The sequence below is a fragment of the Mucilaginibacter puniceus genome, from assembly GCF_054783175.1.
In genome coordinates this window covers 103161-129745 of sequence record NZ_BAAGRB010000001.1, presented here as the reverse complement: position 1 = coordinate 129745, position 26585 = coordinate 103161, and the positions used below count along the sequence as shown (strand labels likewise).

Genomic DNA, 26585 nt, shown 5'->3' with positions numbered 1-26585 from the left:
TCAGATAGAAGGAATTGTTACCTTAAAGGTTGTTCCCTGGTGCATAACTGAATTAACCTCAATTTGACCATTGAGTTTTAACAAAGCACTTTTTACATTATACAATCCGAAACCCGAGCCAACCTCCTGCGAATTTGCCCTATAAAACAAGTTAAATATTTCGCCAATATGGCTTCCTAAAATGCCTATGCCTGTATCTTTAATATATATGGTTGCTATGGTTTTTTCTACCTCAATTATCACCTCAACTTTTTTATCAGTGCGGGTTTTATCCTGGTATTTGAACGCGTTCGACAGCAGATTATTAAATATTAATTTTAAAGGCATAACATCGCTGCGAAATATCTCGTCCTGCTTAATATCTATATTAAATTCAACATCGTTTGTTTTAGAAAGCACCACATAAATATCCTTCAACTCATCAATCAGCTTTTTAAAATCAATTTCAGTAACCTTTAACTCCCCACGCTGCAAGCTATAATAGTCATGCATACTTAAAATGTAAGTATCCAGCTTTTTTAATGATTTCTCCATCAAAAAAAGCATCTCTTTCATTTCCTCAATATCATCAATCTCGCGGGCTACGTTTATAGCTCCCAATATGCCCGATAACGGACCCCTTATATCATGGCTTACACTGTATGCAAACTTGTTCAATTCATTATAAGCCTTTTCAAGCTCATCATTTTTAATTGCCAGCATGGAGTTGGCCTTATAAAATTTATTAGCCTCATCAATAGCCGAAATGATGTCTGCCTCTGCCCAGGGCTTTTTAACATACCTGAATATATTTCCTTTATTTATCGCATCAATTATTGATTCAACATCAGTATAAGCAGTTAATAAAATACGTACAGGCAATGGGTAGCTTATCCTGATCTCCTCAAAAAACTCTACCCCGGTTTTATCAGGCATGCGTTGGTCGCAAAAAATTATCCTGATATCAGGATGGTTCTCCAGACAGCTTAACGCTTGAGGTACATTCACTGCTGTGAGAATATGATAATCCAGCCTTAAGGATGCTTTAAAACCTACCAGGTTATCAGGCTCATCATCTATGTATAATATTTTTATTTTTTCCTGCATTGCAATATGCTTAAGGTATCAAAAAAGGTAATTTCATATAAAAAATAAAGTATTGTATACAATAACAAACATCGTATAAATCCTTTATACAACCTATTGTTGTTTTATGTTGCCTTTAAGTTAAAAATAATTGGTAACTGTAGTATAAATTCCGTTCCTTCACCTACCTTGCTATTAACTATTATTTGACCATCGTGCTTTTTAATAGTATTGTATGTTATTGACATACCCAAACCTGTACCCTCGCCAACCTCTTTAGTAGTAAAAAATGGTTCAAATATTTTTTTCTGGGTTTGCTCGTCCATACCTGTCCCGTTATCCTTAATTGTCACATAAACATTATCTTCATCGTGATGGGTTTTTATTAATAGCTCTCCACCCGGGTTATCACCAAATTGCTTCTGTATGGCATATACCGCATTTGACACAATGTTTAAAAAAACCTGGTTTAATTTACCGGCATAACATTCAATAAGCGGCAATTCGGGGTCATACTCGGTTGTTACCTGAATTTTATTATTAAGCAGGTTATTAGCAATAATCATGGTAGATTCCAAACCTTCATTCATATCCGCCTTTTTCAGGTCATCTTCATCCAGGCGCGAAAATATTTTTAATCCTTTAACTATTTCGGCCGTACGGTTGGCTCCCTCATTAATCCCTTTTATCAGGTGTTTAATTTCAAGCGTTAAATAATCAAAATCCAACTCTTCCTTATAATCCTGTATTTGCTTTTGCTTTTCAGCCGCAGGTATATCAGATACGCTTATTTCCTCTATTTTGGTAAGCGCGTCAAGCACCATTTCCACATCGCGCTTTAAAGGGTTAACATTTGAGGTAACAAAGTTTATTGGGTTGTTTATCTCATGCGCAATACCCGCGGTTAACTGACCCAACGATGCCATTTTTTCTGACTCTACCAACTGGCTTTGGGTTTGTTTCAGATCTTCAAGAGTAGTATTCAACTCATGATTGGTTTCGCTTAATTCTAATGTGCGCTCTTCTACTTTTTGTTCCAATACTACGTTTTGCTCACGGATTATTCGCTCGTTTTCTTGCAAAGCAGCAACTGTTTCTTCTTGCGATTTTTCTTTTTCGGCTTTAAATACATTGATCCTGTCAGCAAGTGCAAATGAGAGCATTACGGCCTCAAATGCCGAACCAATTAAAAGCGCCGAATCTGTTAGACTATTATATGGCAGTACATTAAAGTCCTTTAAACCATATATAACCACACAAAATATAAAGAAAGACCATGCGATAAGGAAAAACTTAGCAGACCGCGATCCTTTTCTTAAGATAACTATCGCCATAGCCAGCACAAATAGCGCGCTAAACATGGCTGTTGGTTCCATGATGGTGTAACTGATGTTGTATTCTCCGCAAAGCGCAAATACAATTTGGATAATGTAACCTATATAAAATACATAGGTAATTTTATGCATTATAGGCGTATAGTGTTTTGTATCCAAAAAGCTTTTACAAAACTCAATCGCCGCAAAACCGATAAGCGCGGTGGTTATATAAATTAAATTATCGGCCAGGGCCGGGTATTCTGGTATTATAAATCTAAATAAATACCCTTCAATTGATGACTGGGCAAGTAATACAACAGACAGGTATGCTACATAGTACAAGTAGTTTCTGTCGCGTACGCTGTAATACACAAACAGGTTATATAATACCATAACCAATATAATGCCTATGTAAATACCAAAGGTTATATCCTTTTTTAAAGCATGCTCAAAAACCTGCGAAAATGTGCCTGCGTATATCGGCAATATTAATTGCTTACCACTTTTAACATGCAGATATATTAATGTTGATTGTCTTGGGGCAACATTAACCGGATATATGAAACTTTGATGATTTACAATTCGGTTATAAAATGGCCTGCGATGCCCGCTTGAATTTGATTGAACTACTTTACCATCGGTTACCTGGTAAAAATCAACATAATCAATTATCGCCTGGGCTATTTGCACACCCAATGCTGTATTGATTGAATTATTTTGCAGTTTAAACCTAATCCAATATGAATAGTTGGTGGTTAAAAGGTTGGGGAAATCTGTTTTAGTCTTAACATATTTTTTTGATGCGATAGCTGCAGATAAAGGTATATTAGAGTTAGTATCAGTTAATATCTCCAAACTGCCCCCTATTACTTTGAAATAACCATCAAAGTTTACCACTTTCTGCGCACGCGCAAATTGCTGCGCGCAACATAAAAAAGCGATGATTAGTAAGCGTATAATTTTATTCATAAATAAGATTTGCTTCAGTTTAGGTTATTTTTTAGTATGTATTAAGCGTCAATATTTATAAACAGTTCATCTTTGCTTTTTCTTAATGATTTTGTGCCTATCGGATCTGCTATTGAAACTTTCATTACAAACACTTCTTTTTCATTTTCCAAAGGAAATATCTTTAAAAATCGTTCTCTTAAATTTTCCAGATCTTTTACAACATCAACCGACATATCAGCACCTTTACCATGTTTTAACCTGTTAAAAAAGAATGCGGGCGACAACATTGGATGTACTGATATTTTTTCCTTGCATGCAAATATCCAGGCTTTTTGAACCGCTTTTCCTGCCTCAATTAACATTGGGTGTGTAAACTCAGGAATAGTAAATATAATTATAGCAGATGCGGATTTAACTGATTTTAATGACATTTTTTTAAACGCTCCGCCCTTTTTCCAGTTGGCCAGCAACTCTACTGCTTTCCAATCCTTAGCTACATTTAATCCGGCAATATCACTTTGGGTGATATCAACAGCTGCTACTTCTACCCCATCACGCATTTGCTCGGCCTGCTCCTTGTTCCATCTAATTTCGTGATAAAATTCTTCGTGTCCCAATTCATTTAACAACCTCACTTTATCACATTCAGCTATAATTTCACCCAGTTCATCCAGATCATTATCATCATCAGTATAATAAACTTTTATCTGGCCAAACTCACTAATGGTTTGTTTGAATTCTTCAAAAAAACTGGAATCTATTTTTTGCCGTGGCCCCAGCTTTCTGTTTGTGGCCCGGGTAAATATATAGTTAGCTAAAACAGCATTTTCAGCATTACTATCCTCGGCAATTGTAAAATGTATAGCAGCAATTAATGCACGATTATCAGGCATTGGTAATACCTGTACATTATCTTTCAAACCTAATACTTGCGCTTGCAAGTGTAGATTTTCTAAAGCGCCGCCTAAGCCAAGATGCGCACCCATTTCATAATAATCACCCCATGACCATGACTTATATTTATCATGAAATAAAAATAACAAACCTTTAGCATACACCCATTTCCATGGCTGGTTATTACCTGCAGAAGGAGCGGCCAAAACAGCATCAATAATTTTATCTAACTGTTCATTGGTTATTGGCGTAACCTTATTATTAAACTTGTTATGATATTGGTTAATTATTCTGATAATTTCTGATTGTTGTAAAGGGGAATAAGGATTTTTTAATAACTGTGTTTTGACAGCTTCCGGCTTATGTTTATCCTTTACCAAATCTTCCAGGTCAACATAATACCTTCCCGATTCATGATATTGATCCAGCAATATACGACGGCAAACATCAGTAGTAAGTGCGCCACCCAGCACTACAGATGAAGCTAGTTGCGGCCAGGTATTAATAGATTGTTCTACCTCCATCATTGATGCCTTTAACCGAGTGGAGATAGTTTCGGCACCTACCATTTTCAGTATATATGGTATTTTTTCTTCATTGGTTAGGCTTTTAATATTGTTAGGGTCAAGGCCATCTGCTAATCCGTGCAAAACAGGGCGGTTGGGTTCCAGGTCAAAACGTTCTACATCAAGCATACCTTTATCGTTGGTATCCATTACTACCGGTATCTGCAACTCGCGTGCTTTGTAGCGGCTCTCTATTTTAATATCCAACCCATCGCACACCTCAATTAACAGGTCAAGCTTGCCATCTGCGGTAAAAAACTCGTCCATATTATTGCGGTTCAAACCATCATGAAACAGTTTGATTTTGATATACGGGTCTATCTCCAATATCTCGCGAGCGGCAATAATGGTTTTATTAATGCCCATATTATGCAGCCCTGTGCGTAAACGGTTTAGGTTACTTAATTCGGCAATGTCAAAATCAGCCAACCGTATTTCGCCACAGGTGCGTTCCATAGCAATGGTTAACGCAATTGATTGCCCTACCGACAAACCCACTATGCCAATTTTTTTTTGTTTTAATAAGGCCTGCTCCTTACGGGTTATTTTATATTGGTTACGATTAGTACGCACCTCAACAAATTCATCCTCATCTAATAAATGCACCAGGTTACGGCTCCAGGGGTAATAAACCCAAACACCATATTCATTTATATCCACACCGTTTAAATGCGCAGCAATACGGGCCTCATAGTCATCGGCCTTTATTTTTATAGACGGGTTTTGACTTTTTATAAGCTCCTGCAACTGGCCCTTCATCTCATCATGAATTACAGCTACTTTCCCTTCGGCTAAAAAAGCATTAAAAGTTTGCTTATTTGTATCTGTATTTAACCTGTAAAATGTAGGGACATAACTAAGTTTATCCTGAGGGCTGCTATATAAGTGTGAACTATTTTTTAGCATTACGGTAGATGTAAAAAATTGTGATAGTATAAAATTCTTTATACGCAATTATACGATAAAGTTAAAGTATATTTAGGTCGCGCTCATCAATTTTAGTATCCAAAAATGTCTTTTTGGCTTGTTGTATGGTGGCCTGCAAATCCCATTTATCTAAATTAGGTATCTCAATGGCATAATGTATAGTTATTTCCTTTTTCCGAAGCACCTCAACACGGGTAATATTCAGGTTTTCGCGAATTTTCATAATTGCGGCCTTATCCTCTTCATATGCTTTACTCATGGTAGGCACATCCTTTAAAACCATTGTTGTAGCAACCAAATCAAGTTTTGGGTAATAAAAAGTACCATCAATACCAATGCTTGATTCTAGCTCCATACCCACCGCCTCGCCCGGCGGAATGGTATAGGGGGCACATAAAGCAAAGAGTGATTGTATGCCAATTTGGTAGGAAATAGCTACTGCGGTACGTATTAAAAATATACAGCCAATACCGTAGCCTGCTATCTCGCGCGAATTCCATAAACCACACAATTCGCCGGTACCATGTTGGGCAAATTTCCATACCAGTTCAAATATACCCTTATCCATTGCACCTGTAGCCTGCTCAATAGGTAATGGTTCAGAACCTCCGGCAACATGTACCCTGGCACCACCATACACCCTTTTACCATCCATTGATTCTACAATCATAACAAAGGCTGCGGGGTTTTTTGTCCATTCATTTTTGGAGGAAGTAACTTTTGTAACCCCTATACTAGTTAAAACATGGGTATGGCCTTCAATAAAAAGCTGACAGGTTTCGGGCTCATCAATAGCTCTAAAGGCTCTAAGCCTAACTTCGGGCTTATCTTTATTTAAACTATCCTCCATTTAAAAACTCTAATGCAGATCATATAATGATGATAATTGTGGGCTGCCATTTTGCTAATATTTGCATTTTAAATCAATAATACCCAATGAGTAAAAGAAATTTAAAACATCTTTCCAGTCAATTCACTAATAATCAATTAGTTAAATTTAAAAGGAAATCGATTATGTTAACAAGCCTAAATATAACACATTAGTTTATAAATTTTTACTGGTTAAGTAGCGGATATGTAGTATTTTGAAAATTTACTTCACTATTGCAAATTCGGTCAATAAAATTTCTATTACAAATGACGTAATAATGCAAATAAATAATACCTTAGAAAGATAAATTTTAAACCGCCAATAATCAATTTTATAATACACGCTTAAAAATTGCAACGCAATTATACTATGTTAATGATTAACCCTAACCTATCATTATGAAAAGACGTAACTTTTTAAGGAATATGGCTATAGCTATTCCTGCAGCATCATGTATGTCGTATTTTGATTTGCTGGCTGCACCTAATATTAAGAAGGTTAAAATAACTAATATTAAGTGTGTACGTGTAAAAATTGGTTTCAGGCCAAGTTTGATCATTAAAATTGAGACTGATGCCGGTGTAGTTGGTATAGGCGAATGCCACCATGACGAAAACAGCCTTGGTGCTAAGGACATGGTAACAAGTGTTTTTAAACCTATTTTAGTAGGCCAGGACCCTTATGATCTTGAGCGGTTGGTTTTTAAAATGAGTACGCGTACGTCATATTATGGCGGCAATCATGGTATACCCACACACTCTATCACCGGCGTCGAGATTGCATTATGGGATTTAATAGGTAAATTAAATGATCAGCCTGTATATAAAATATTAGGTGGTGGCGCACATCGTAAACAAGTTAGAGCTTATTGCACAGGCAGGCCGCGCGATCTTTTAAGTAAAGACTCATGCGATGAATTTGCCGGTAAAATGAAACAGCAAAAATTTACCGCGGCAAAGGTTGACTTTATAAGAGACCAGCAATGGGAACGTTTAGATAACCGGATGATGTCCAACAAAGAGATAGATAAAAACGGAAAAGGCTTCCAAAATGTGCGTGATGCGGTAGGCGATGATTTTGACATAGCTGTCCATACCCATTGGGAGCTGGATTTTGATAGCGCTTTACGTTTAGCTCATGCAGTGGCCCCTATCCGCCCCTGGTGGTTAGAAGATCCGCTGCCTATAGCTTATAATGAGCAATGGGTAAAGTTTACAGAAAGATCGCCTGTACCGGTTTTAACAGGCGAGAATTTATATACTCGTGAAGATTTTAGGCCGTTTATTGTTAACCAGGGAGTTAATAAAATTGAAATTGATGTATCAATGGCCGGTGGATTGCTGGAAGCTAAAAAAATTGCTGACCTGGCTGAAATATATTATATCCCGGTGGCTACACACAATGTTGCGGGCCCTATTGCTACAGTGGCATCTGCACATTGGGCAGCAACCGTACGTGAGTTTGCAGGCCACGAGGCATTTATGAATAACCCAATTAATGCTGACGGCAGAAGCTGTAATGGCGACCCTGAAGTATTAGGTTATGGTGTTGATCTGTTAAAAGACGGATACCTTCAATTTAATGACAAACCTGGTTTAGGTATTACGCTAAATGAGAAGTTGATTAAAGAGAAATACATGATGCCGGGCGAAACATGGTGGGAATAAAACCCAATATTTATATTTGCCGACTGTTATAACAATATGATAAAGAAAATACTGTACTTATTTAGCTTACTGGTAATATTAAATATTACAGCAAAAGCCCAAACGGCCGATGAAAAAGCGGTAGCTGAAGCAGGTAATCAGCTCAATCAAGGTTTAATAAACCGTGATATAAAATTGTTAGATGACTTGGTATTGCCTGAATTATCCTATGGGCATTCAAGCGGTAACGTTGAAACCAAAGCAGCTTTTTTAGAAGCAGTAGCTAAGGGGCCTGTACGCTATTTGGCTATTAACATATCCAATCAAACTATTCAAGTTACCGGCGACAATGCAGTAACAAGACATACGCAAGACTTAGATTTAGTTAACAACGGTACTCCAACCAAATTAAAAATAGGCAATATGTTAATCTGGAAAAAGATAAACAATAAATGGAAATTATTGGCCAAACAAGGCTTTAAACTTTAATACACACTAATCATTATTATAAATCAAAAATGAATTTTTCACTAACCCCAATTATTAAAAAACTAAAACAGAAAAAAACCTACACGGTAATTTTTTTACTAGGTATGGTAGTAGTTTATTCTGCTTATAAAGCATTTGAATACCCACGTGCATGGGGTTCATATAGAGGAAACCCTGGAACAAACACTTTTTCGCCGTTGATACAGATCAACAAAACTAATGTGCAAAACTTAGAGGTAGCCTGGCAATTTGGCCCCGGCGCCCTACCTCCAGGCACTACTCCCCCGGCAGGTGGCAGAGGTGGCTTTGGTGGTGGCAGCCAATCTAACCCTATAGTAATTAATGGGGTAATGTACAATATTCTTAATCGTAGGGTTTATGCTATTAACGCTACAACAGGCGAGCAAGTTTGGGAATTTGACCCATCTGCCAACGGTGTTACCGGTCAAGTATCTCTTAGGGGAGTTAGTTACTGGGAAAAAGGAGACGATAGGCGCATCATGACTAGCGTAGGACCCAACCTTATAGCTATTAATGCAAAAACCGGTGAATTAATAAAAACTTTTGGTGTTGACGGCAAGGTTGATATGCGAGAAAATTTAATACCTGGCGCTGATCATAAAACTATCACAAATGTAAGTTCGTCATCTCCAGGTGCTATTTATCAGGACCTGATTATTATGGGTTCAAAAGTGGATGAAGACTATGGTGCTGCACCTGGCCATATCAGGGCATACAACGTAATTACCGGAAAATTAGCCTGGATATTCCATACTATCCCCCATCCTGGTGAATATGGTTATGAAACCTGGCCTAAAGATGCCTGGAAAGAATTTGGCGGTGTTAATGACTGGGCCGGTTTAAGCGTTGACCCAAAACGCGGTATGGTATTTATAGCTACCGGTGGTATATCATATGATTTTTATGGAGTTGATCGCCCGGGATCAAACCTTTTTGCTAATAGCGTAGTAGCTTTAGATGCCAAAACAGGTAAACGTAAATGGCATTTCCAAACCGTACACCATGACTTATGGGATTGGGATCTTCCATCGCCGCCAAATTTGGTAACTATTACTAAAAATGGTAAAAAGATAGACGCGGTTGTACAACTTACCAAAAGTGGTTTCGTATTTGTACTTGACCGTGTAACTGGTAAATCATTATTCCCTATTATTGAGAAAAAAGTTCCAAGATCTGATATTCCGGGCGAAAAAGCTTGGCCAACACAACCTATCCCTACCTTACCAAAACCTTTTGCCCGACAGGGAATCACTGAAGATCAAATAGCCAACTACTCGCAAGCTTCTCATGATTCTGCTGTTAAAATGTGGAAAAATTTGCGTTACGAAGGTATATACACTCCTCCATCTGTTAAGGGCACCTATCATAGTCCGGGCAGTAACGGTGGATCTGATTGGGGCGGTGGTTCATTTGACCCAAGAACTAATATTCTTTACGTTAAATCAGATGATAAGCCTGAAATCATCAGAATGCAAAAAATTGAAAACAGGGCCATTACCAACCAAACTGATTTTGAAATTGGAAGGACCATTTACAACCAAAACTGTGTTGCTTGCCATGGCGCTAATAAAGGCGGCGACGAGAATTATCCATCATTGGTAAACATTCAAAAAAAGATGACTGATGAGCAGATAATTGCCAAAATTAAAGCGGGTGGTGGCAAAATGCCGGGCTTTGCAGCAGCAATTGCCGGTAAGGAGGCCGCAATTTTGTCGTACGTATTAGGAAACGACACTAAAACTTATATTACTGCACAATCAGGTAATGCTCCTGCTCAACCTGCTCAAAAAGTAAGGTATCGAAATGTTGTTGCTTACCAGGAATTAAGGCAGCCGGATCGCAAACCATTTTTAAAACCGCCATATGGTACATTAAATGCTATTAATTTAGCCACCGGCCAATATGTATTTAGGGTAACCGCCGGCAATAACCCTTCTTTACAAACACCGGGCGGACCTCCAACCGGCGTAATCGGTAGCTCTGGCACCATATCAACTGCAGGCGATATAGTATTTTGGGGTGGCGGCGGCAACGTTGACCGTACGTTTAAAGCTTATGATGCAAAAACAGGTAAAATATTATGGGAAACCACCTTACCTGGTGCGCAAAATTCTACACCAAGTACGTATATGGGTGCTGATGGAAACCAATATATTGCTATAACTATTGGATCGGATGCAACCCATCCTAACGGTTCTGTAATAACTTACAGGCTTAAAAAATAGATCTGTAAAACATACCAAATAAAAAAGGTGCTTCAATGAAGCACCTTTTTTTATTAAAATAATAATTGTTATTTCTTTCTTAAAGACGATTCTCTGATAATCAATTCATGATCCATCAATATATCGTTTGAGTCTAGTTTATCATACTTATATAGTAAGCGTTTTATAAGCAGTTTTGCCGATATTTGCCCCATTTCATATCCCTTATAATTTATAGTGGTTAAATTGGGTTCAATAATACAAGTTAACGGGTCATTATTAAATCCTGCAAAAGCAATATCTTCAGGAATTTTTAAACCGTTTCTTTTTAGTACCTGCATACAAGCTATTGCACATTGGTCATTTGCTGCAAATACGCCATCAGGCATTTGTTTCATTTTTAATATTTCTTCGGCCACGGCTACACCATCCTCGGGGCTTAAGCCTGTTTCAATAACCATTTTAGGGTCAAATTCAAGGCCGTTATCTAACAATGCTTGCCTGTAACCGTTAAACCTGTCAACATAAACTTTTTGCAATTGGTTGCCGGTTGATTGAAATATTCTTTTACATCCCTGCTGTATAAGGTGATTAGTAACTTCATACGCGGCCTTAAAATTATCAATATGTATACCCGGATAATTTTTATTTTCAGATATCCGGTCAAAAAATATAACTGGGGTATCGCGCCTAATAAAACTTTCCAGATGTGCAATATCCTTTGTTTCGCAAGCTAATGAAACCAATAAACCATCAATACGGTTACTATACATAGCTTCAGCACCGGCAATCTCCTTCTTTGTATCCTCTAAAGACTGGCTTATAATAAGCGTATAATTTGCTTCGCTAAGTTCCTTCTCAATACCGGCAATAACCTGCGACATGAAAACACTGTTCAATTTAGGTACAATTACCCCAATAATATTACTTTTTTTATTCCGCAGATTACTGGCAAATGAGTTAGTTTGATAACCCATTTCATTTGCAGCCTCCAGTATTCGCTTTTTTGTTTCTTTATTGGTGCCGGCACGATCTTTTAACCCCCTGCTTACGGTAGCCGCCGAAATGTTTAGTCTTTTTGCAATATCATAAATTGTAATATCTTTCTCCGGTTTGTCCATATTTATATCAATACACGAATAATTATCAGGCCTTCACAAAGCCTGGTTTAGGATATGTAAATTTATTATATTATTTGGTAATAGCTACTTAAGGTTGCAGATAAATTGATTTTTAACAGTTTTTAACGTATATAATCCGTATAAAAACAGGTAATGCAGCCAATAAGCTGCATTACCTGTTCAATAATATATTAAATTACTATTATATATTACGGGATATCCCAAAATACGCGTTGGGTTACATCATCACCACCCATCGCGGCTACGGCTGCATTGTAATTTGCAGCGTTAACTGAGCGTTCAATGTTTGGATAAGGCACACGACGTGCAAAACCACCACCCGGCAAAGTTGTACCACCAAAAGGATTAGGTGTTAAAGCAGGGAAACCTGTTCTTCTAAAGTTAGCAAAAGCCTCACCCGGGTTTCCTAATGATACTACCCAGTATTGGGTATTGATCTTTTGAAGGGCTGTGGCGGGAGTTAAAACAAAAGATACAGCAGCTTGATTTTTATAACTATCGTAGTCAAGTGCAGGTATAGGTGTAGTATTGGGATAAAGCACGTACTCATCCATTGAAGCCCTTATACCATTATTATAATAGGTTGTAGCTTGTACTACTCCACCTGGTATATAACCTCTCACAGCAGCATCGGCTAATAACAATTGGGTTTGAGCATAAGTACAAACAAATATTGGTGCAGTATTGCTACCAAAACTGTAATAATTTAATTGGGTGTACCTAACACCGTTACCTACCTGTGCAGGGCCTTTATAATCAGCTTTGGTTTTTACTGTAGCATCACTATAACCTACCGGGAAACCAAATTGGTGAGACAATACCGTATCTTGCGGAACTCCGCTTATTACATTTGGAGCCGAGTAATAAGCTGCTACATATTTACCTCTTGGGTCATTTGTAGCTTTTAACTGGTTAACAAACGGCTCAGCTAAATAATAGTTGAATGGATTTGTACCCCTTGGACCAGCGTTTAATGGGTTATTGTCAGTAGGATTAAATGGAATATATGCATTGTCAGCATTTGATTGCATAACACCAGCACCAGATAAAGCATCTGTTACAATAGCCGCAGCCTTGGTAGCATCCAGTTTAGAGTAACGCATTCCTAAACGCAGCATTAAACTACCTGCAAACCTTTGCCATTTAGGTATCTGTACGGCTGCATTTGTAGCCGTAGCACTGGTTCCGTAAAATATATCAGTATTTACAGCAGCCCCTGTGTTTACACCGGGAGTATTGGTTGTACTTAATGCCGCTCTTGCTTCTTTAAGTTCTTTATATAAATCGGTATATATATCTGCGCCTTTATCATACTTAGGCGTAGTAATGCTAACAGCAGTACCTGTATAGGCTTTATTAGCTTCGCTATAAGGTACATCCCCATAGGTATCTACCAATATCATATAATTCATAGCTCTTAATATCCTTATCATTTGCAATAAATTAGCTTTTGCAGGATCCCCCTTAGCCAGGTCAAGCGCACGATCCAAAAGCCTTACAGTACCATTAGTTGGCGTATTACCATATATTTGGTTCCATCTTATCACATTGTAAGTTTCAAGCCCGTCAATTCTATTAAATTGAAATGCATTAGTAACGCCCTGATCAATAACGTTAACAAATTGCTGTACAATGGTTGATTCAACTTCATAGCTTCCGGTGCTCACATTGCGTTGTGCTGAGCTAAGCAATATACCAGGATCAATACTGGTTTGGTTATATGGACTTTGATTTTTTTCTACAAAACCTTTATCACAACTCGCAAGGCCAAAAACCGCCGCTATTGCAAATAAAAATTTGATGCTATTTATTTTTTTCATGATTCTTCAATTTAGAATTTAACATTTAAATTAAGACCGAACGTGCGGGTTGTTGGCAAAGCGCTTTGCTCATATCCTAACCTGGTATCACCGGTAGAAGCCATTGATTCAGGGTCAACATCCGGAATTGCTTTATGCAATATGGCAACGTTACGACATGATGCAGATAAGGTTAGTCCTTTTATATATTTAACATTTTTTACCATGTCAGAAAAATCATATGTTAACGTAATGTTTCTTAGTTTGATAAAGTCGCTGGCATATACAAACGGATCAGCAATCTGTGTGTTGCGGTAACCTGAATAGAAAGTTGCCGGATTAACAAAAGCAGTATTTGGCACATATGTACCTGGACTACCTGCTACCTCAACTACGGCCGGGAAATTAACACCACCTTCGCGGCCAACCAATGACAATTGGGTTAAACCTTGCCTTGCACCGTTAAGCGCGGTTGACGAGAATAACTTGCCGCCAAATTTATAATCGATGTGTACCAATAAGGCTAATTTTTTGTAGCGGAAAGTATTATTCCAACCCCCTGTCCATTTTGGATCAGCCTGGCCAAAAGTTTTTTCAACTGGAGACGCTCTTAAGGTACCATCGGCATTAACAACTATATCGCCGTTAGCATTACGCAGGTAAGTTGGTGACTGCAATTGGTTCATAGCCATGCCAACTTTATATATTAATTTACCCAAAAACTCATTACCATTTAGATTAAACGCGTTAACTAACTGGTCGGTTGCTCCGTTTGCTAATTGCAAAACCCTGCTTTCGTTATATGCAGCGTTAAATGATGAATTCCAGGTAAATTTAGCGGTTTTAATAGGTGTACCTTCAACTAAGAATTCCAAACCTTTATTCTGTAATTTACCAAGATTAATATTTGTTGTTCCAAAACCCGAAGTGATTGAAAGCGGTGCTGTTAATATTTGTCTGTCGGTACGTTTATCATATGCAGCAATATCGAAATTTAAACGGCTATTTAAAGTTCTGATCTCAATACCGATCTCTTTTTCAGTTACACCGAAAGATGATAAATACGGATTAGGGAAGTTTGTACTGAAACTACCAGTAGTATAACTCACTCCATTTGCAGTAAACGGATTAGTACCAAGGTTATAAGTAAGTTGGCCAGCAAATGGATTTATACCCACTGCGCTACCTGTTTGAGCAAAACTGGCTCTAACTTTACCGTAATTTAACCATGAAACATTAGGTAATAACTCTGAGAAAACAAAACTACCACTTACAGATGGATAATTAAATGAGTTTTTAGGGTCTGCTACTATGTTTGATGGTGGTGTTAGTACAGAGAAATAGTCTACACGGTCCGTGATAGTTAAATATAAAAAGCTTTTATATCCAAAATCAGCAATACCATAAACAGAATTTACCTGGCGTCTGTTAAAATCATAATTAATATTTTTTTGAACGCCGTTTTCAATTGCGTAAAGATCTTTTACAACCAAACCATTTGCAGTGCTGGCTCTCATACCACTACCTCTTTCATCAAGTATATTACCACCTAATGTTAACTCGGCGCTAAAATCACCAAATTTTTGATTATTTGTACCTAACAAAAAGTCATAGTTCATATTACGTTGCTTTGACATACCAATATTGTAACTACCGTTATATGCCGGGCCTGTACCGTTTTGTAAAAGACTAGAAGATCCTGATGAACCTACACCGTGCGGAACATTACCTTCATTAAGCTGGTTTGTGTAATCCATAGCAACACGGCCTTGTAAATACAACCATTTAGTAAAATCGTACCTTGCTGTAGTGGTAGATAGGAAACGATCTTGATTTCTAACTGTAAATTGGCGCGGGTTTGTATAGTAAGGGTTTAACAAGGTAGTTTGAAAGCCTGATGATTGACGTTCACCGCCTGTGACTGGGTCAACCGCACTATCCCTGAATACCTCAATTGGAATATAGGGTGACATGCGATAAAGGAAGTTAGGAGCACCTGCGCCCTGAAAACCTACTTGCGGAGGATTATTATTTACTTCGTTTGCATAGTTTAAGTTAAAGCTTACATTTAATTTTTCGGTGATATTACTGTTTAACCCGATATTGAATATTTTTTTGTGATAATTGTTAACCGGAGAAATTCCATTAGCATCCGAATTAGAAAAAGAAAGCCTGAAACTGGTACTTGCGTTACCGCCAGAAAGTGCTATAGTATTAGTAAATGAAGTTCCGGTTCTATAATACTCAGTAATACGATGTGGATGAGGTTCGTAGGGCCTTGTTATACCATCAAAAAACATTGCCGGTGAACTATCATACTTAGCTCCCCAGTTATTTTGACCTGCCTGTTGCGCCTCACCTACAGTTGTTGGTTTTTTACCTGTTTTAGTTACAGGGTCCCAAACACCGCCACCATATATCATTTGATAATGGTTATAATCTAATACCTGGTCAGCTCCAAAATTTGAAGTAAACTCTACACCAAATTTGGTGTTTTTAGCACCACTTTTTGTAGTTATCAAAATTGCACCATTTGCTGCTCTTGATCCGTATAACGCTGCCGCGGTAGAGCCCTTTAATACAGTCATGGTCTCAATATCATCCTGGTTAATTTGTTGTAAAGCATCACCCCTATCAGTAGTATTTTGTGGAGTTACTTCACTAGCCCCTTGGTCCATTGGTAAACCGTTAACAACAATTAGCGGCGAGTTGGTAACCCCGGGACCTGAAAATGCAGCCTGGCCACGCAACCGTATCCTGGTACTTGAACCCGGACCTGCAGAAGGTGGAGAAATGTTTAAACCGGCTACTTTACCTTCTAACGAAGCCATTACGTTAGTTGTACGGTTTTGTTGAAGCTCGTCAACATTTGCAGTTGTTGCAGCGTAACCTAATTTTTTTGACTCGCGTTTGATACCCAATGCGGTAACTACTACGTCGCCTAAAACGTTATCTGCTGAATTCATGGTAACATTTATCACTGTTCTTGTACCTACAAGGGCTTCAACGGGCTCAAAACCAACATAAGTAAATACTAATGTTGAGTTTGCGTTAGCAACAGTGATACGGTAATTACCATTAACATCTGTACCAGTGGCGTTACCGGTAACACCCTTTTCGGTTACGGTTACACCTATCAAAGCTTCGCCTTTATCATCTACAACTTTACCTGTTACGGTTTGGGCTATAACTGATTTAGCAGCACTATTTGCCCTTGTTATAATAATAGAATTGCCCGAAACCTCATAAGATAAATTTAATTGCGGCAATATTTCGTTGAGAACATTTGCAATAGTTTTATTTCTTGCTATTACATTTATTTTTCTATTAGACTCAATTATTACTGAGCTATAGATAAACTCTACGCCTGATTGTTTTGTGATAGAGGCCAGAACTTTGCTGACCTCATTATTAGCTACGTTTAAAGTAATTTCTTTATCTAGATTAACCTGGGCAACTACGTTGCTGGCAAGTGTAGTACCTAAAGAAAAAATTATCGCAGCATAAACTAAAGTAATACGCATAATTACTAAGGCTAATGACTTTTTTTTCATAATTTTGTTAATGTTAAATGGTTAAAGTTTAACACAAAACCCTCTGGTACAGATTTAATCTGTAACATTCTTCTTGAGAGAGATGTGGGAAATTAATGGCCGGCAGTGTCCCGAAACACTGTCGGTTTTTTTTTGATTTTCAAGTATCTTTTTATCTCATATATGTTTTACAATTAAGGTTAATTCATAATAGGGTTAATTTTTGTTAGTTAGTTGTTTGTTACATCCGGCACCCGCCAGCATAATGTGTCCATCATTAATGTAGTATTTTACATCCAGGGCCTTACTTATTAAATCAAGTTTTTCAAGCAAATGCTCATCAGCCAAGGATGCTGTTAAGGGGCAGCCGCCTATTTCTTTCTCATTATATGTTATAGTAACATTATATGCTTGCTCTATACGAGATATAACTTTATTAAGAGGAGTATCATTAAACGTAAAAATATCTTTAGATACATCGGCCGAAAGCATTAATGGTTCTACCAAGTTTTCTTTAACCAGGCTTTTTTGACTGATATTATACACTATTTGTTGATTAGGAATAACCGCTATAGATTTAACATTAGTAGGATTGTTAGCCTGTTGAGGGTTGGCTTTTTGAGTAACTAAAACTTTACCTGTATTTACAATTACTCTATATTCCTTAGTGCCATTATAGGCCTTTATGGTAAAACTTGTACCAACAACACGGGTAAGTAAATTACCACTGGTAACAAAAAACGGATGCTTTACATCTTTATGAACTTCAAAAAAAGCTTCACCTTCTAAACTAACAGCCCTTGTGTTTCCTTTAAAAAATGTAGGGTAGCTTAGTTTACTGCCCGGTGCTAATATCACTGATGATCCATCGGCCAGTTTAACCAGCACACTTTCTCCGGTTTGATTAATTGTATTTTTTATTGAGTAGACTACTGCTTGTTCGTTACTTTGCCCCGAATTGCTTAACTTATCATATAAGTAAGGCATCATCAAAAACCCCATTATTAACACGGCGGCAATAGGATAAGATAAAAACTGGTTAAAAGTAACGCTATCAAACCATTTTGATCTTGAATTATTAATTTGAACCCTCTGCTCCAAATTGCCTACCATGCTGTCAATTTCGCTATCAGAAAGTGTACGAACAGGTTTTAGATATAATGCAATAAGAGTTTTTTGGGCAAGCTTAACTGTTGGAGCGCTTGCGGGGTGCGCAGCTACCCATGCCTCCCAAAAGATAGCGTCCTTTTCAGAATTGTTTAATACCCAATTAATAAAGGATTCATCTAAAAGAAAATCCTCTACTTTATAGGTGCTGTAATTACCCATGAAGATCGTTTATATCGGTTTTGTTACATATAATATGCAGAAACCATAAAAATCTACTCAACTAAACAGAAAGTTTATTGGGAAAAAATAAACATTTAATATAAATCACTGATAGTCAGCGCAATGAATATTAAAAAAAATTTATAAATTCTGCCTTTTTACGAAGAGTTGTTATTGAACGATAAAGCAGATTGTACACAGATTGACGATTAAGACCCATCGTACGGCCTATGCCGTCATGGTCCATGTCCTCAAAAAAGTGGAGATATAATATTTCTTTTTGCCGTTGAGTGAGGCCAGTTAAAATTGTTTGCAGTTTTTGTCTGATCTCTTTAGAAGTTTGTTCCTGTATCAGGTGCGATTCGATATTAAAATCGTCTTCAAATAAAAAACTATCTTCAAATGAGGAAGAATTATTCCATTTAGACTGCTCACGAAATATTCTTAAACGCAAAGATTTAAATAAATATGCCTTTACATTCGCAGCCTGGCTTATTTTTTCACGCCTGTTCCATAATTCAAAAAAAACGTCTTGTATACAATCCTTCACAAAGTCTTCATCCTTTGAAAACTTACATCCGTAACTAAATAAAACATTGGCATGTTTGCGTAACAATAGTGTATAAGCTTTATGATCGCCCTCCCTGAAATTAAGCCACAAAGATTCGTCACTAAGCATAGCATCCGCAGCAAAAGAACCTAAATCCTCTTTTTCTGCAGTGTTAGCACTCAGTTCACTCTCGGTAGCAATAATTAATTTCTCCATACTGATTTAATTATGGCGCAATTTTTTACAAAAACTATATTGATTATATAGTTAGCACTGGAAATATAATCGGTTTAGTTGGTTATATAAATATATGAACACTTATTTACAACTGTACAAATTAAAGCATATTTCTTTTTAATTTATGCAATTGTATAATTAATATCAGATATTACAATGCCATGTTAATACATAATACTCCTATAAGCCCTATTACAGAAACCATAGTTTCCATTAATGACCATGACATAAAGGTCTGTTTCATATCCAAACCAAAGTATTCTTTAAACACCCAAAATGATGTATCGTTAACATGAGAGCAGAACAAACTACCGGCACCAACAGCTAGCACCATCAGGTTCGGATCGGCGTGTGTGGTTTGCATCAGCGGGAAAACAATACCCGCCGCTGCAAGGCCTGCCACTGTTGCAGATCCGAGGCACAATCTTAGTATGGCGGCTATCACCCATCCTAAAACCAAAGGAGGCATATTCAATTGCTGTAACCCTGCCGATATCTGCTCGCTTACCCCGGTATCCATAAACACCTGTTTCAATATTCCCGCGCTACCTATAATAAGCAATATAAGAGCTATCTCTTTTATTGCATCGGCGTAAACATCCATCACCTCTTTTAAAGAACGTCCGGTAGAAATACCTAATGTATAAGTGGCTATCAAAATGGTGCCCACCATTGCTATACCAGGATCTGCAAGAAAATTCGCGATATTTTGCACCTGCGGATTATTGCCGGAAAAATTGGCCACAAGCGTACCTAAACCTATCAATAAAACAGGCAATAAGGATGATAAAATACTGTTAGCAAGACCCGGTAAATTTTCATCGGGAATGTCGTCGGTAACCAACGTCATTGTTGAGTTTGACTTAATGCCACGTATTGTTTTGGCAAAAAGCGGGCCTGCAATAATTATGGCCGGTATGGCTATAATAAAACCATACATAAAAACCTGAGCAATATTGGCCTGAAACTGTACCGTTAATGCCATAGGCGAAGGGTGCGGCGGTAAAAAACCATGCATAACAGACAAGGCAGTAAGCATTGGAAGACCTATATAAACCAATGGTAATTTATATCGCGCAGCTACTGAAAATATGATAGGTATTAACAAAAAGAAGCCTACATTATAATACAAAGGGATACCTACTATAAGGCCGGTTAAACTCATGGCCCAGGTGATATACTTTTCGCCGAAAGCTTTACGCATGGAGGTGGCAATACGTTGTGCGGCTCCGCTTGCGCCTACCAGTTTACCCAGCATACCGCCAAGTACTATAACCACCACCAACGAGCCGAGCATATCGCCTATGCCTTTGTTAATTGTTTTAGGCACCTGCTCAAGCGGCATACCCAACAGCAATGCAGCCATAACAGATACGATGATGAACGTGAGGAAAACGTTCATTTTTGCCCAGGTAGTCAACACTATGAGTGTACCTATACAAAGTATTAGAATAAACACTAACATAATTTATAATTGGTTTAATAAATATGAAAAAACGGAGAGAATATTTTATTGCCCTCTCCGCTTATTAATGCCATTAAAAGCCCATCCTTTAACAGCCTGAAATTGTTTATTTTAGTGCGAATCTCTTGTCACCTTTGAGCCTGAACCACCTACAAGGAAGCCCAAATCGGCACCTTTATCTGCCTGTTGTACCGTGTCAATATACATTTTAACGTAACCACGCTCGGCCATTGCAGGTGGTGCCTGCCATACTTTGCGGCGGGCCTCCAGTTCTTCGTCTGATACTTCTAGTTGGATCAGCTTTTTAGGCACATCCAGTGTTATCATATCGCCATTTTGTACCAAACCTAAATTGCCGCCAATGGCCGACTCCGGTGATACGTGCAGAATAACAGTACCGAAAGCAGTTCCACTCATACGCCCGTCTGATATCCGCACCATATCGGTAACTCCTTTATCCAATAGCTTTTTAGGCAATGGCATATTACCCACTTCGGGCATACCCGGGTAACCCACAGGGCCAACTGTTTTAAGTACCATTACGCAGGTCTCGTCAATATCCAAATCCGGATCATCAACACGCGCGTGGTAATCTTCAATATTTTCAAACACCACAGCGCGACCGGTGTGCTGCATAAGCGCAGGCGTAGCGGCAGATGGTTTTATAACACAACCGTTAAGCGCAAGATTACCTTTAAGTACCGTTGTACCGGCTTCAGGTATCAATGGTGCATCATAGGTGTAAATAACATCGCTGTTGTATATAGTGCCGCTGTTGGCAATGTTCTCGGCGTGCGATTTACCTGTAACGGTTATCACATCCATATGCAACTCTGATTGTATTTGCTTAATGATAGCTGGTAAACCACCGGCATAGTAAAAATCTTCCATCAAAAATTTACCCGATGGCATCAGGTTTAACAACAATGGCATTTTTGAGCCCAGGTTATCAAAATCATCAATATTAAGATCAATACCTATACGACCGGCAATTGCGGTTAAGTGGATAACAAAGTTGGTTGAACCACCAACAGCTGCATTTATCTTAATAGCATTTTCAAATGCCTCACGGGTTAATATTTTAGATATGCGAAGATCTTCTTTAACCATCTCTACAATACGGCGACCAGATAGCTGCGCTATTCTTTTCTTACGAGCATCAACAGCCGGGATAGCAGCCATGCCACTTAATGACATACCTAAGGATTCAACCATAACTGCCATGGTTGATGCTGTACCCATCGTCATACAATGACCCGGGCTGCGCGACTGGCAGCTTTCTGCCTCGGCAAACTCGTCATAGGTCATTTCGCCGGTTTTCAACTTATCGTTAAATTTCCATAAGGCAGTGCCTGAGCCAATATCCTCGCCCTTAAACTTGCCGTTAAGCATTGGGCCGCCCTGTACAACAAGTGTAGGTAAATCAACACTGGCCGCACCCATTAAGGTTGATGGAGTAGTTTTATCGCAACCGGTTAACAACACAACGCCGTCAATAGGATTACCACGTATAGATTCTTCAGCATCCATGCTCGCCAGGTTGCGAAAAAGCATGGCGGTAGGCTTTAGTAAAGTTTCGCCTAACGACATGATCGGGAACTCAACCGGGAAGCCACCAGCCTCTAACACACCACGGCGTACGCTCTCTGCAATATCGCGCAAGTGGGCGTTACAAGGAGTAAGTTCAGAGTAGGTGTTACATATACCTATTACCGGGCGCCCATCAAACATATCCTCAGGCATACCCTGATTTTTCATCCAACTGCGGTAAAGGAAACCCATTTTATCCTTTGTACCGAACCAATCGGCACTGCGAAACTTTCCCATTTTATTTTTTTATTCTAATGATCATTAAAAAAGGGATGGAGAATTTAACATCCTCCATCCCCCGGTATTATATTGTATCTTTTGTTAAATTGTTGTTTACCAATCTCCAAATGCCTAATGGGTTAGAGTTTTTTAACTCATCAGGTAAAAGTGATTGCGGCATACCCTGGTATGAAATAGGGCGTGTAAACCTGAATATTGCCGCTGTACCAACCGAAGTGCTGCGCACATCAGAAGTTGACGGGAACGGACCACCGTGTACCATTGAGCTACAAACCTCAACACCTGTAGGGAAACCGTTAATAATAACGCGTCCTACTTTTTGCTCTAAAATATCTAACAGGTCTTTGTAATCTGTTAAGTCCTTTTCAGTACCGTGAACGGTAGCTGTTAAGTGGCCGGTTAGGTTACGTGCTATGTTTAAGATATCTTCTTTTGATTGTGCTTCAACCACTAAACTTGTTGGGCCAAATATTTCTTCAGACAGATCTGGATGTTCGCCCAAAACCTGGCTGTTGGTTTTAAATAATATAGGTGATGCTGTATTTAAAGCGTCAGACTGTGCGCCTTTAGCCAAAGTTTCAACACCACTGGTAGCTAAATGCTTGGCAACACCATCATTGTATGATTTATAAATGTTGCTGGCCAACATTACACCGCCATTAGTTTGCGCAAAATGCTCTTCCAATTTGCTGGTCAATTGTTTACCATCTTCGCCGCTTTCATAAATAAGCATACCCGGGTTGGTACAAAACTGTCCAACACCTAAAGTAACTGATCCTGAAAATCCTTTAGCAAAAGCTTCAGCCTGGTTTTTTGCAGTTTCAGGCAAAATAAAAACCGGGTTGGTGCTTCCCATTTCGGCATAAACCGGGATTGGTTGAGGACGTGCTGCTGCTGCATCAAATAATGCTTTACCACCGGTGTATGAGCCTGTAAAACCTACTGCTTTAATTTCGGGGTGTTTAACTAATTGCGTACCTACGGTTGAACCATCGCCATATACTACAGAGTAGACACCATCAGGCATACCTGTTGCTTTTGCCGCTTTTATTACGGCTTTGCCCACTAAGTTACTTGTAGCCGGATGTGCCGAGTGTGCTTTTACAATTACCGGGCAACCTGCTGCTAATGCAGAAGCGGTATCGCCACCTGCTGCAGAAAATGCCAACGGGAAGTTACTTGCACCAAACACAGCTACCGGGCCTAAGCCCATTTGCATATAACGGATATCAGGTTTAGGTAACGGAGTACGATCTGGAATAGCAGTATCAATACGTGCATCAACCCACGAACCATCTTTTAGTAAAGAGGCAAATAAGCGTAACTGACCGGCTGTACGGCCAACTTCGCCTTGTATACGGCCTTGCGGCAAGCCTGATTCTGCGCAGCAGATGTTAACCAACTCTTCGCCTAAGGCAACTATCTCGTCAGCTGCTGCTTCTAAAAACGCTGCTTTTTCTTTACCTGATTTTTTACGATAAACCTGGAATGCTGCCGCTGCTTTAGCAACTGCTCTATCTACTTCGGCGGTGGTGGCTTTATTAAATAAACCTAATGTTTCGCCGGTAGCCGGGTTAATTGATTTTACCTTATCTGTACCTTCTCCAGACTCCTCGAATCCTATAATTTGTTTTCCTTCTATCATGACGTTACTGTATTTTCAAGTGTACCTATGCCTTCAATTGTTATTTTAACTACATCACCAATCGCTAGGGTGAATTCATCAGCAGGAATAATTCCTGTACCTGTCATTAAATATGCACCGTGTTCAAAATCAAGTTCCATTGTTAAATAGCCCACTAATTCTGTATGTTTTCTTTTCATTTGGTCGATAGATATCTCTTCAGCAAAAACAGCCGAGCCATTTCTTACTATCTCGATACCAATTTTTGAATCGGCTTTTATTGGCGACTCGCTTACGAACAAACATGGACCAATAGCACAAGCGCCGTTATATGATTTTGCCTGCGGCAGATATAAAGGATTCTCGCCTTCAATATCACGTGATGACATATCATTACCACAAGTATAACCTTCAATAGTTCCTGCAGAACAAACAAATAAAGTCAATTCGGGCTCTGGCACATTCCATTTTGAATCTTTACGGATACGTACATCAGCGCCTGATCCTACAGTACGGTAAGCCGGTGCTTTAAAAAACAACTCCGGACGCTCAGCATTATAAACCCTATCATAAAAAGTACCGCCTCCGGCATCTTTTGATTCTTCGATACGCGCAGAGCGGCTACGGAAATAAGTTACACCCGATGCCCACACCTCCTGGTTAGCAATAGGTTTAAGCAATTCGTTACTGATAGCACTTGCTAAACCAGCATCAGCTTGTAAAGTTTTTATCTCCTGGCTAATAGCAGCATAAAGCCCTTGCCTGTTCACAAAAGCATCCCAATCAGTTTGCTTTGAAAGGAATAGCTGTCCGTTGTCATCAATTACGATGCCCTTTTTAGTGTTATAAATTTTCATTTTTTTATTAGGCGTAAATTTGGCGCCAATATACTGGTTATTGCCTATAAGTAGTGCAATTAATTTGTTAATTGTGTGTTACACAAACCACAGTTGAGTTTAAAAACGTTTAATTGCGGCTAAATGTTAATTAAACTGACATAAATCATATTAAACTAACATTTAAAGGCATAATCGTTAAAAAAATTTCACAAATATGATTATTTATTTAGGTTTAAAATAAATTACATTTAATTGATTTTAAGCTATTTAATTAATTTTATTGCCAAGGTTAGTGTATAAATAACACAATATTGTTATTTATTTTTAAAATATAGGTTACATTTGTTCCACCTGATGCCAAAACTATCTTGATAATTTATTTAAAAACTACTTTATCACAGCAAATTATTAAACTAAAGGCCCATTGTTAAAATAAGAGAAACTTATAGGAAATCGATTGCAGAAAACAAAAAAACAGCATAACTTGCACTTTGTAACAAAAACCATGAAAAAAGCCACCACGTCATTACATATTCTTTCTATTGATATAGGCGGCTCGCATGTAAAAGCAACTATTTTAAATAGCAAAGGCGAACTGCTAATGGATTATAAAAAGGTTGACACCCCATCGCCGGCAACACCTGATAACATAATTGCTGCTATACAAACATTGGTTAAGGGCTTCCCTCAATTTGATCATATATCGGTTGGTTTTCCGGGATATGTTAAAAATGGCGTAGTTAAAACCGCGCCCAATTTAACTACTAAACACTGGGCTAATTTTGACCTGAGTAAAAAATTAAGTGAAGTATTAGGTAAACCCGCCAAAGTAGTTAATGATGCAGATATGCAAGGACTGGGGGTGGTAAGCGGCAAAGGGTTGGAAATGGTCCTTACTTTAGGTACAGGTTTTGGTTCGGCGCTATTACTGGACGGCAATTTATTACCGCATTTAGAAATGGCCCACCATCCCTTAACAAAAAGCGCTACATATGACGAATATATTGGCGACAAAGCTTTAGACAAGCTGGGTGATAAAAAATGGAACAAACGCTTACAGCATATTATTAAAGTTTTAAAAACAGTATTCAATTACGATACCTTATATATAGGAGGCGGCAATTCGCGCAAAATAAATTTCAAACTGGATAAAAACATAAAGATCATTACCAACCAGGACGGCATAAAAGGCGGTGCAAGGTTATGGGTAACTGATAAAGAACAACAGCCTGTAGTTTTACCGGCGGCTAAAAAAAGTAATCACCAAAAACTATTATAATTCAATAA

General features: G+C 38.4%; 17 protein-coding genes. 4 read left to right on the top strand and 13 right to left on the bottom strand.

The features are described from left to right. The 4 genes from ACYVJ6_RS00575 to ACYVJ6_RS00560 form a co-directional block, all read right to left on the bottom strand. Positions 1-1086 (bottom strand): hybrid sensor histidine kinase/response regulator, encoded by a 1086-nt coding sequence (locus tag ACYVJ6_RS00575; RefSeq protein WP_460692103.1) that lies wholly within the window; start codon positions 1084-1086, stop codon positions 1-3. A gap of 104 nt (positions 1087-1190) precedes the next feature. Further along, positions 1191-3350 (bottom strand): sensor histidine kinase, encoded by a 2160-nt coding sequence (locus tag ACYVJ6_RS00570; RefSeq protein ID WP_460692102.1) that lies wholly within the window; start codon positions 3348-3350, stop codon positions 1191-1193. A gap of 41 nt (positions 3351-3391) precedes the next feature. Beyond that, the gene (locus ACYVJ6_RS00565) at positions 3392-5698 is read right to left on the bottom strand and encodes an Rv1355c family protein (RefSeq protein ID WP_460692101.1); all 2307 of its coding nucleotides are present in this window, start codon (positions 5696-5698) and stop codon (positions 3392-3394) included. 61 nt (positions 5699-5759) lie between these two features. Continuing rightward, on the bottom strand, positions 5760-6569 hold the full coding sequence (locus ACYVJ6_RS00560; RefSeq protein WP_460692100.1) for a hypothetical protein: 810 nt from the start codon (positions 6567-6569) through the stop codon (positions 5760-5762). A gap of 419 nt (positions 6570-6988) precedes the next feature. Here ACYVJ6_RS00560 and ACYVJ6_RS00555 point away from each other — a divergent pair, with 419 nt between their 5' ends. The 3 genes from ACYVJ6_RS00555 to ACYVJ6_RS00545 are packed head-to-tail and all read left to right on the top strand — an operon-like array spanning position 6989 to position 10971. Further along, positions 6989-8257: a mandelate racemase/muconate lactonizing enzyme family protein gene (locus ACYVJ6_RS00555; RefSeq protein ID WP_460692099.1), complete on the top strand. Its 1269-nt coding sequence runs from the start codon at positions 6989-6991 to the stop codon at positions 8255-8257. Between the two features lie 36 nt (positions 8258-8293). Next, complete coding sequence (locus ACYVJ6_RS00550) at positions 8294-8725, top strand: nuclear transport factor 2 family protein (protein WP_460692098.1); 432 nt, start codon at positions 8294-8296, stop codon at positions 8723-8725. A 29-nt stretch (positions 8726-8754) separates the two neighbouring features. After that, positions 8755-10971: an outer membrane protein assembly factor BamB family protein gene (locus ACYVJ6_RS00545; RefSeq protein ID WP_460692097.1), complete on the top strand. Its 2217-nt coding sequence runs from the start codon at positions 8755-8757 to the stop codon at positions 10969-10971. Between the two features lie 68 nt (positions 10972-11039). Here the strand turns inward: ACYVJ6_RS00545 and ACYVJ6_RS00540 are convergent, their stop codons facing one another. From ACYVJ6_RS00540 to ACYVJ6_RS00500, 9 genes are all read right to left on the bottom strand, one after another. Continuing rightward, on the bottom strand, positions 11040-12071 hold the full coding sequence (locus ACYVJ6_RS00540; RefSeq protein ID WP_460692096.1) for a LacI family DNA-binding transcriptional regulator: 1032 nt from the start codon (positions 12069-12071) through the stop codon (positions 11040-11042). Positions 12072-12280: 209 nt separating this feature from the next. Beyond that, positions 12281-13912 (bottom strand): SusD/RagB family nutrient-binding outer membrane lipoprotein, encoded by a 1632-nt coding sequence (locus ACYVJ6_RS00535; protein WP_460692095.1) that lies wholly within the window; start codon positions 13910-13912, stop codon positions 12281-12283. A gap of 11 nt (positions 13913-13923) precedes the next feature. Next, the gene (locus ACYVJ6_RS00530) at positions 13924-17445 is read right to left on the bottom strand and encodes a SusC/RagA family TonB-linked outer membrane protein (protein ID WP_460692094.1); all 3522 of its coding nucleotides are present in this window, start codon (positions 17443-17445) and stop codon (positions 13924-13926) included. 195 nt (positions 17446-17640) lie between these two features. After that, complete coding sequence (locus tag ACYVJ6_RS00525; RefSeq protein ID WP_460692093.1) at positions 17641-18753, bottom strand: FecR family protein; 1113 nt, start codon at positions 18751-18753, stop codon at positions 17641-17643. A 130-nt stretch (positions 18754-18883) separates the two neighbouring features. After that, positions 18884-19519 (bottom strand): RNA polymerase sigma factor, encoded by a 636-nt coding sequence (locus ACYVJ6_RS00520; RefSeq protein WP_460692092.1) that lies wholly within the window; start codon positions 19517-19519, stop codon positions 18884-18886. A gap of 172 nt (positions 19520-19691) precedes the next feature. Further along, positions 19692-21005 (bottom strand): gluconate:H+ symporter, encoded by a 1314-nt coding sequence (locus ACYVJ6_RS00515; protein ID WP_460692091.1) that lies wholly within the window; start codon positions 21003-21005, stop codon positions 19692-19694. Between the two features lie 111 nt (positions 21006-21116). Next, positions 21117-22832: an IlvD/Edd family dehydratase gene (locus tag ACYVJ6_RS00510; RefSeq protein ID WP_460692090.1), complete on the bottom strand. Its 1716-nt coding sequence runs from the start codon at positions 22830-22832 to the stop codon at positions 21117-21119. A 67-nt stretch (positions 22833-22899) separates the two neighbouring features. Beyond that, complete coding sequence (locus tag ACYVJ6_RS00505; RefSeq protein WP_460692089.1) at positions 22900-24480, bottom strand: aldehyde dehydrogenase (NADP(+)); 1581 nt, start codon at positions 24478-24480, stop codon at positions 22900-22902. Then, entirely contained in the window at positions 24477-25316 is an 840-nt protein-coding gene (locus ACYVJ6_RS00500) for a fumarylacetoacetate hydrolase family protein (RefSeq protein ID WP_460692088.1), read from the bottom strand. The genes ACYVJ6_RS00505 and ACYVJ6_RS00500 overlap by 4 nt, the downstream gene beginning before the upstream one ends. Positions 25317-25803: 487 nt before the next feature. On the opposite strand from ACYVJ6_RS00500, the gene ACYVJ6_RS00495 reads away from it, so the two are divergent. Next, positions 25804-26577 carry an ROK family protein gene (locus tag ACYVJ6_RS00495; RefSeq protein ID WP_460692087.1) on the top strand — a complete coding sequence of 258 codons (774 nt, stop codon included), beginning with the start codon at positions 25804-25806 and terminating at the stop codon, positions 26575-26577. Positions 26578-26585 lie beyond the last annotated feature (8 nt).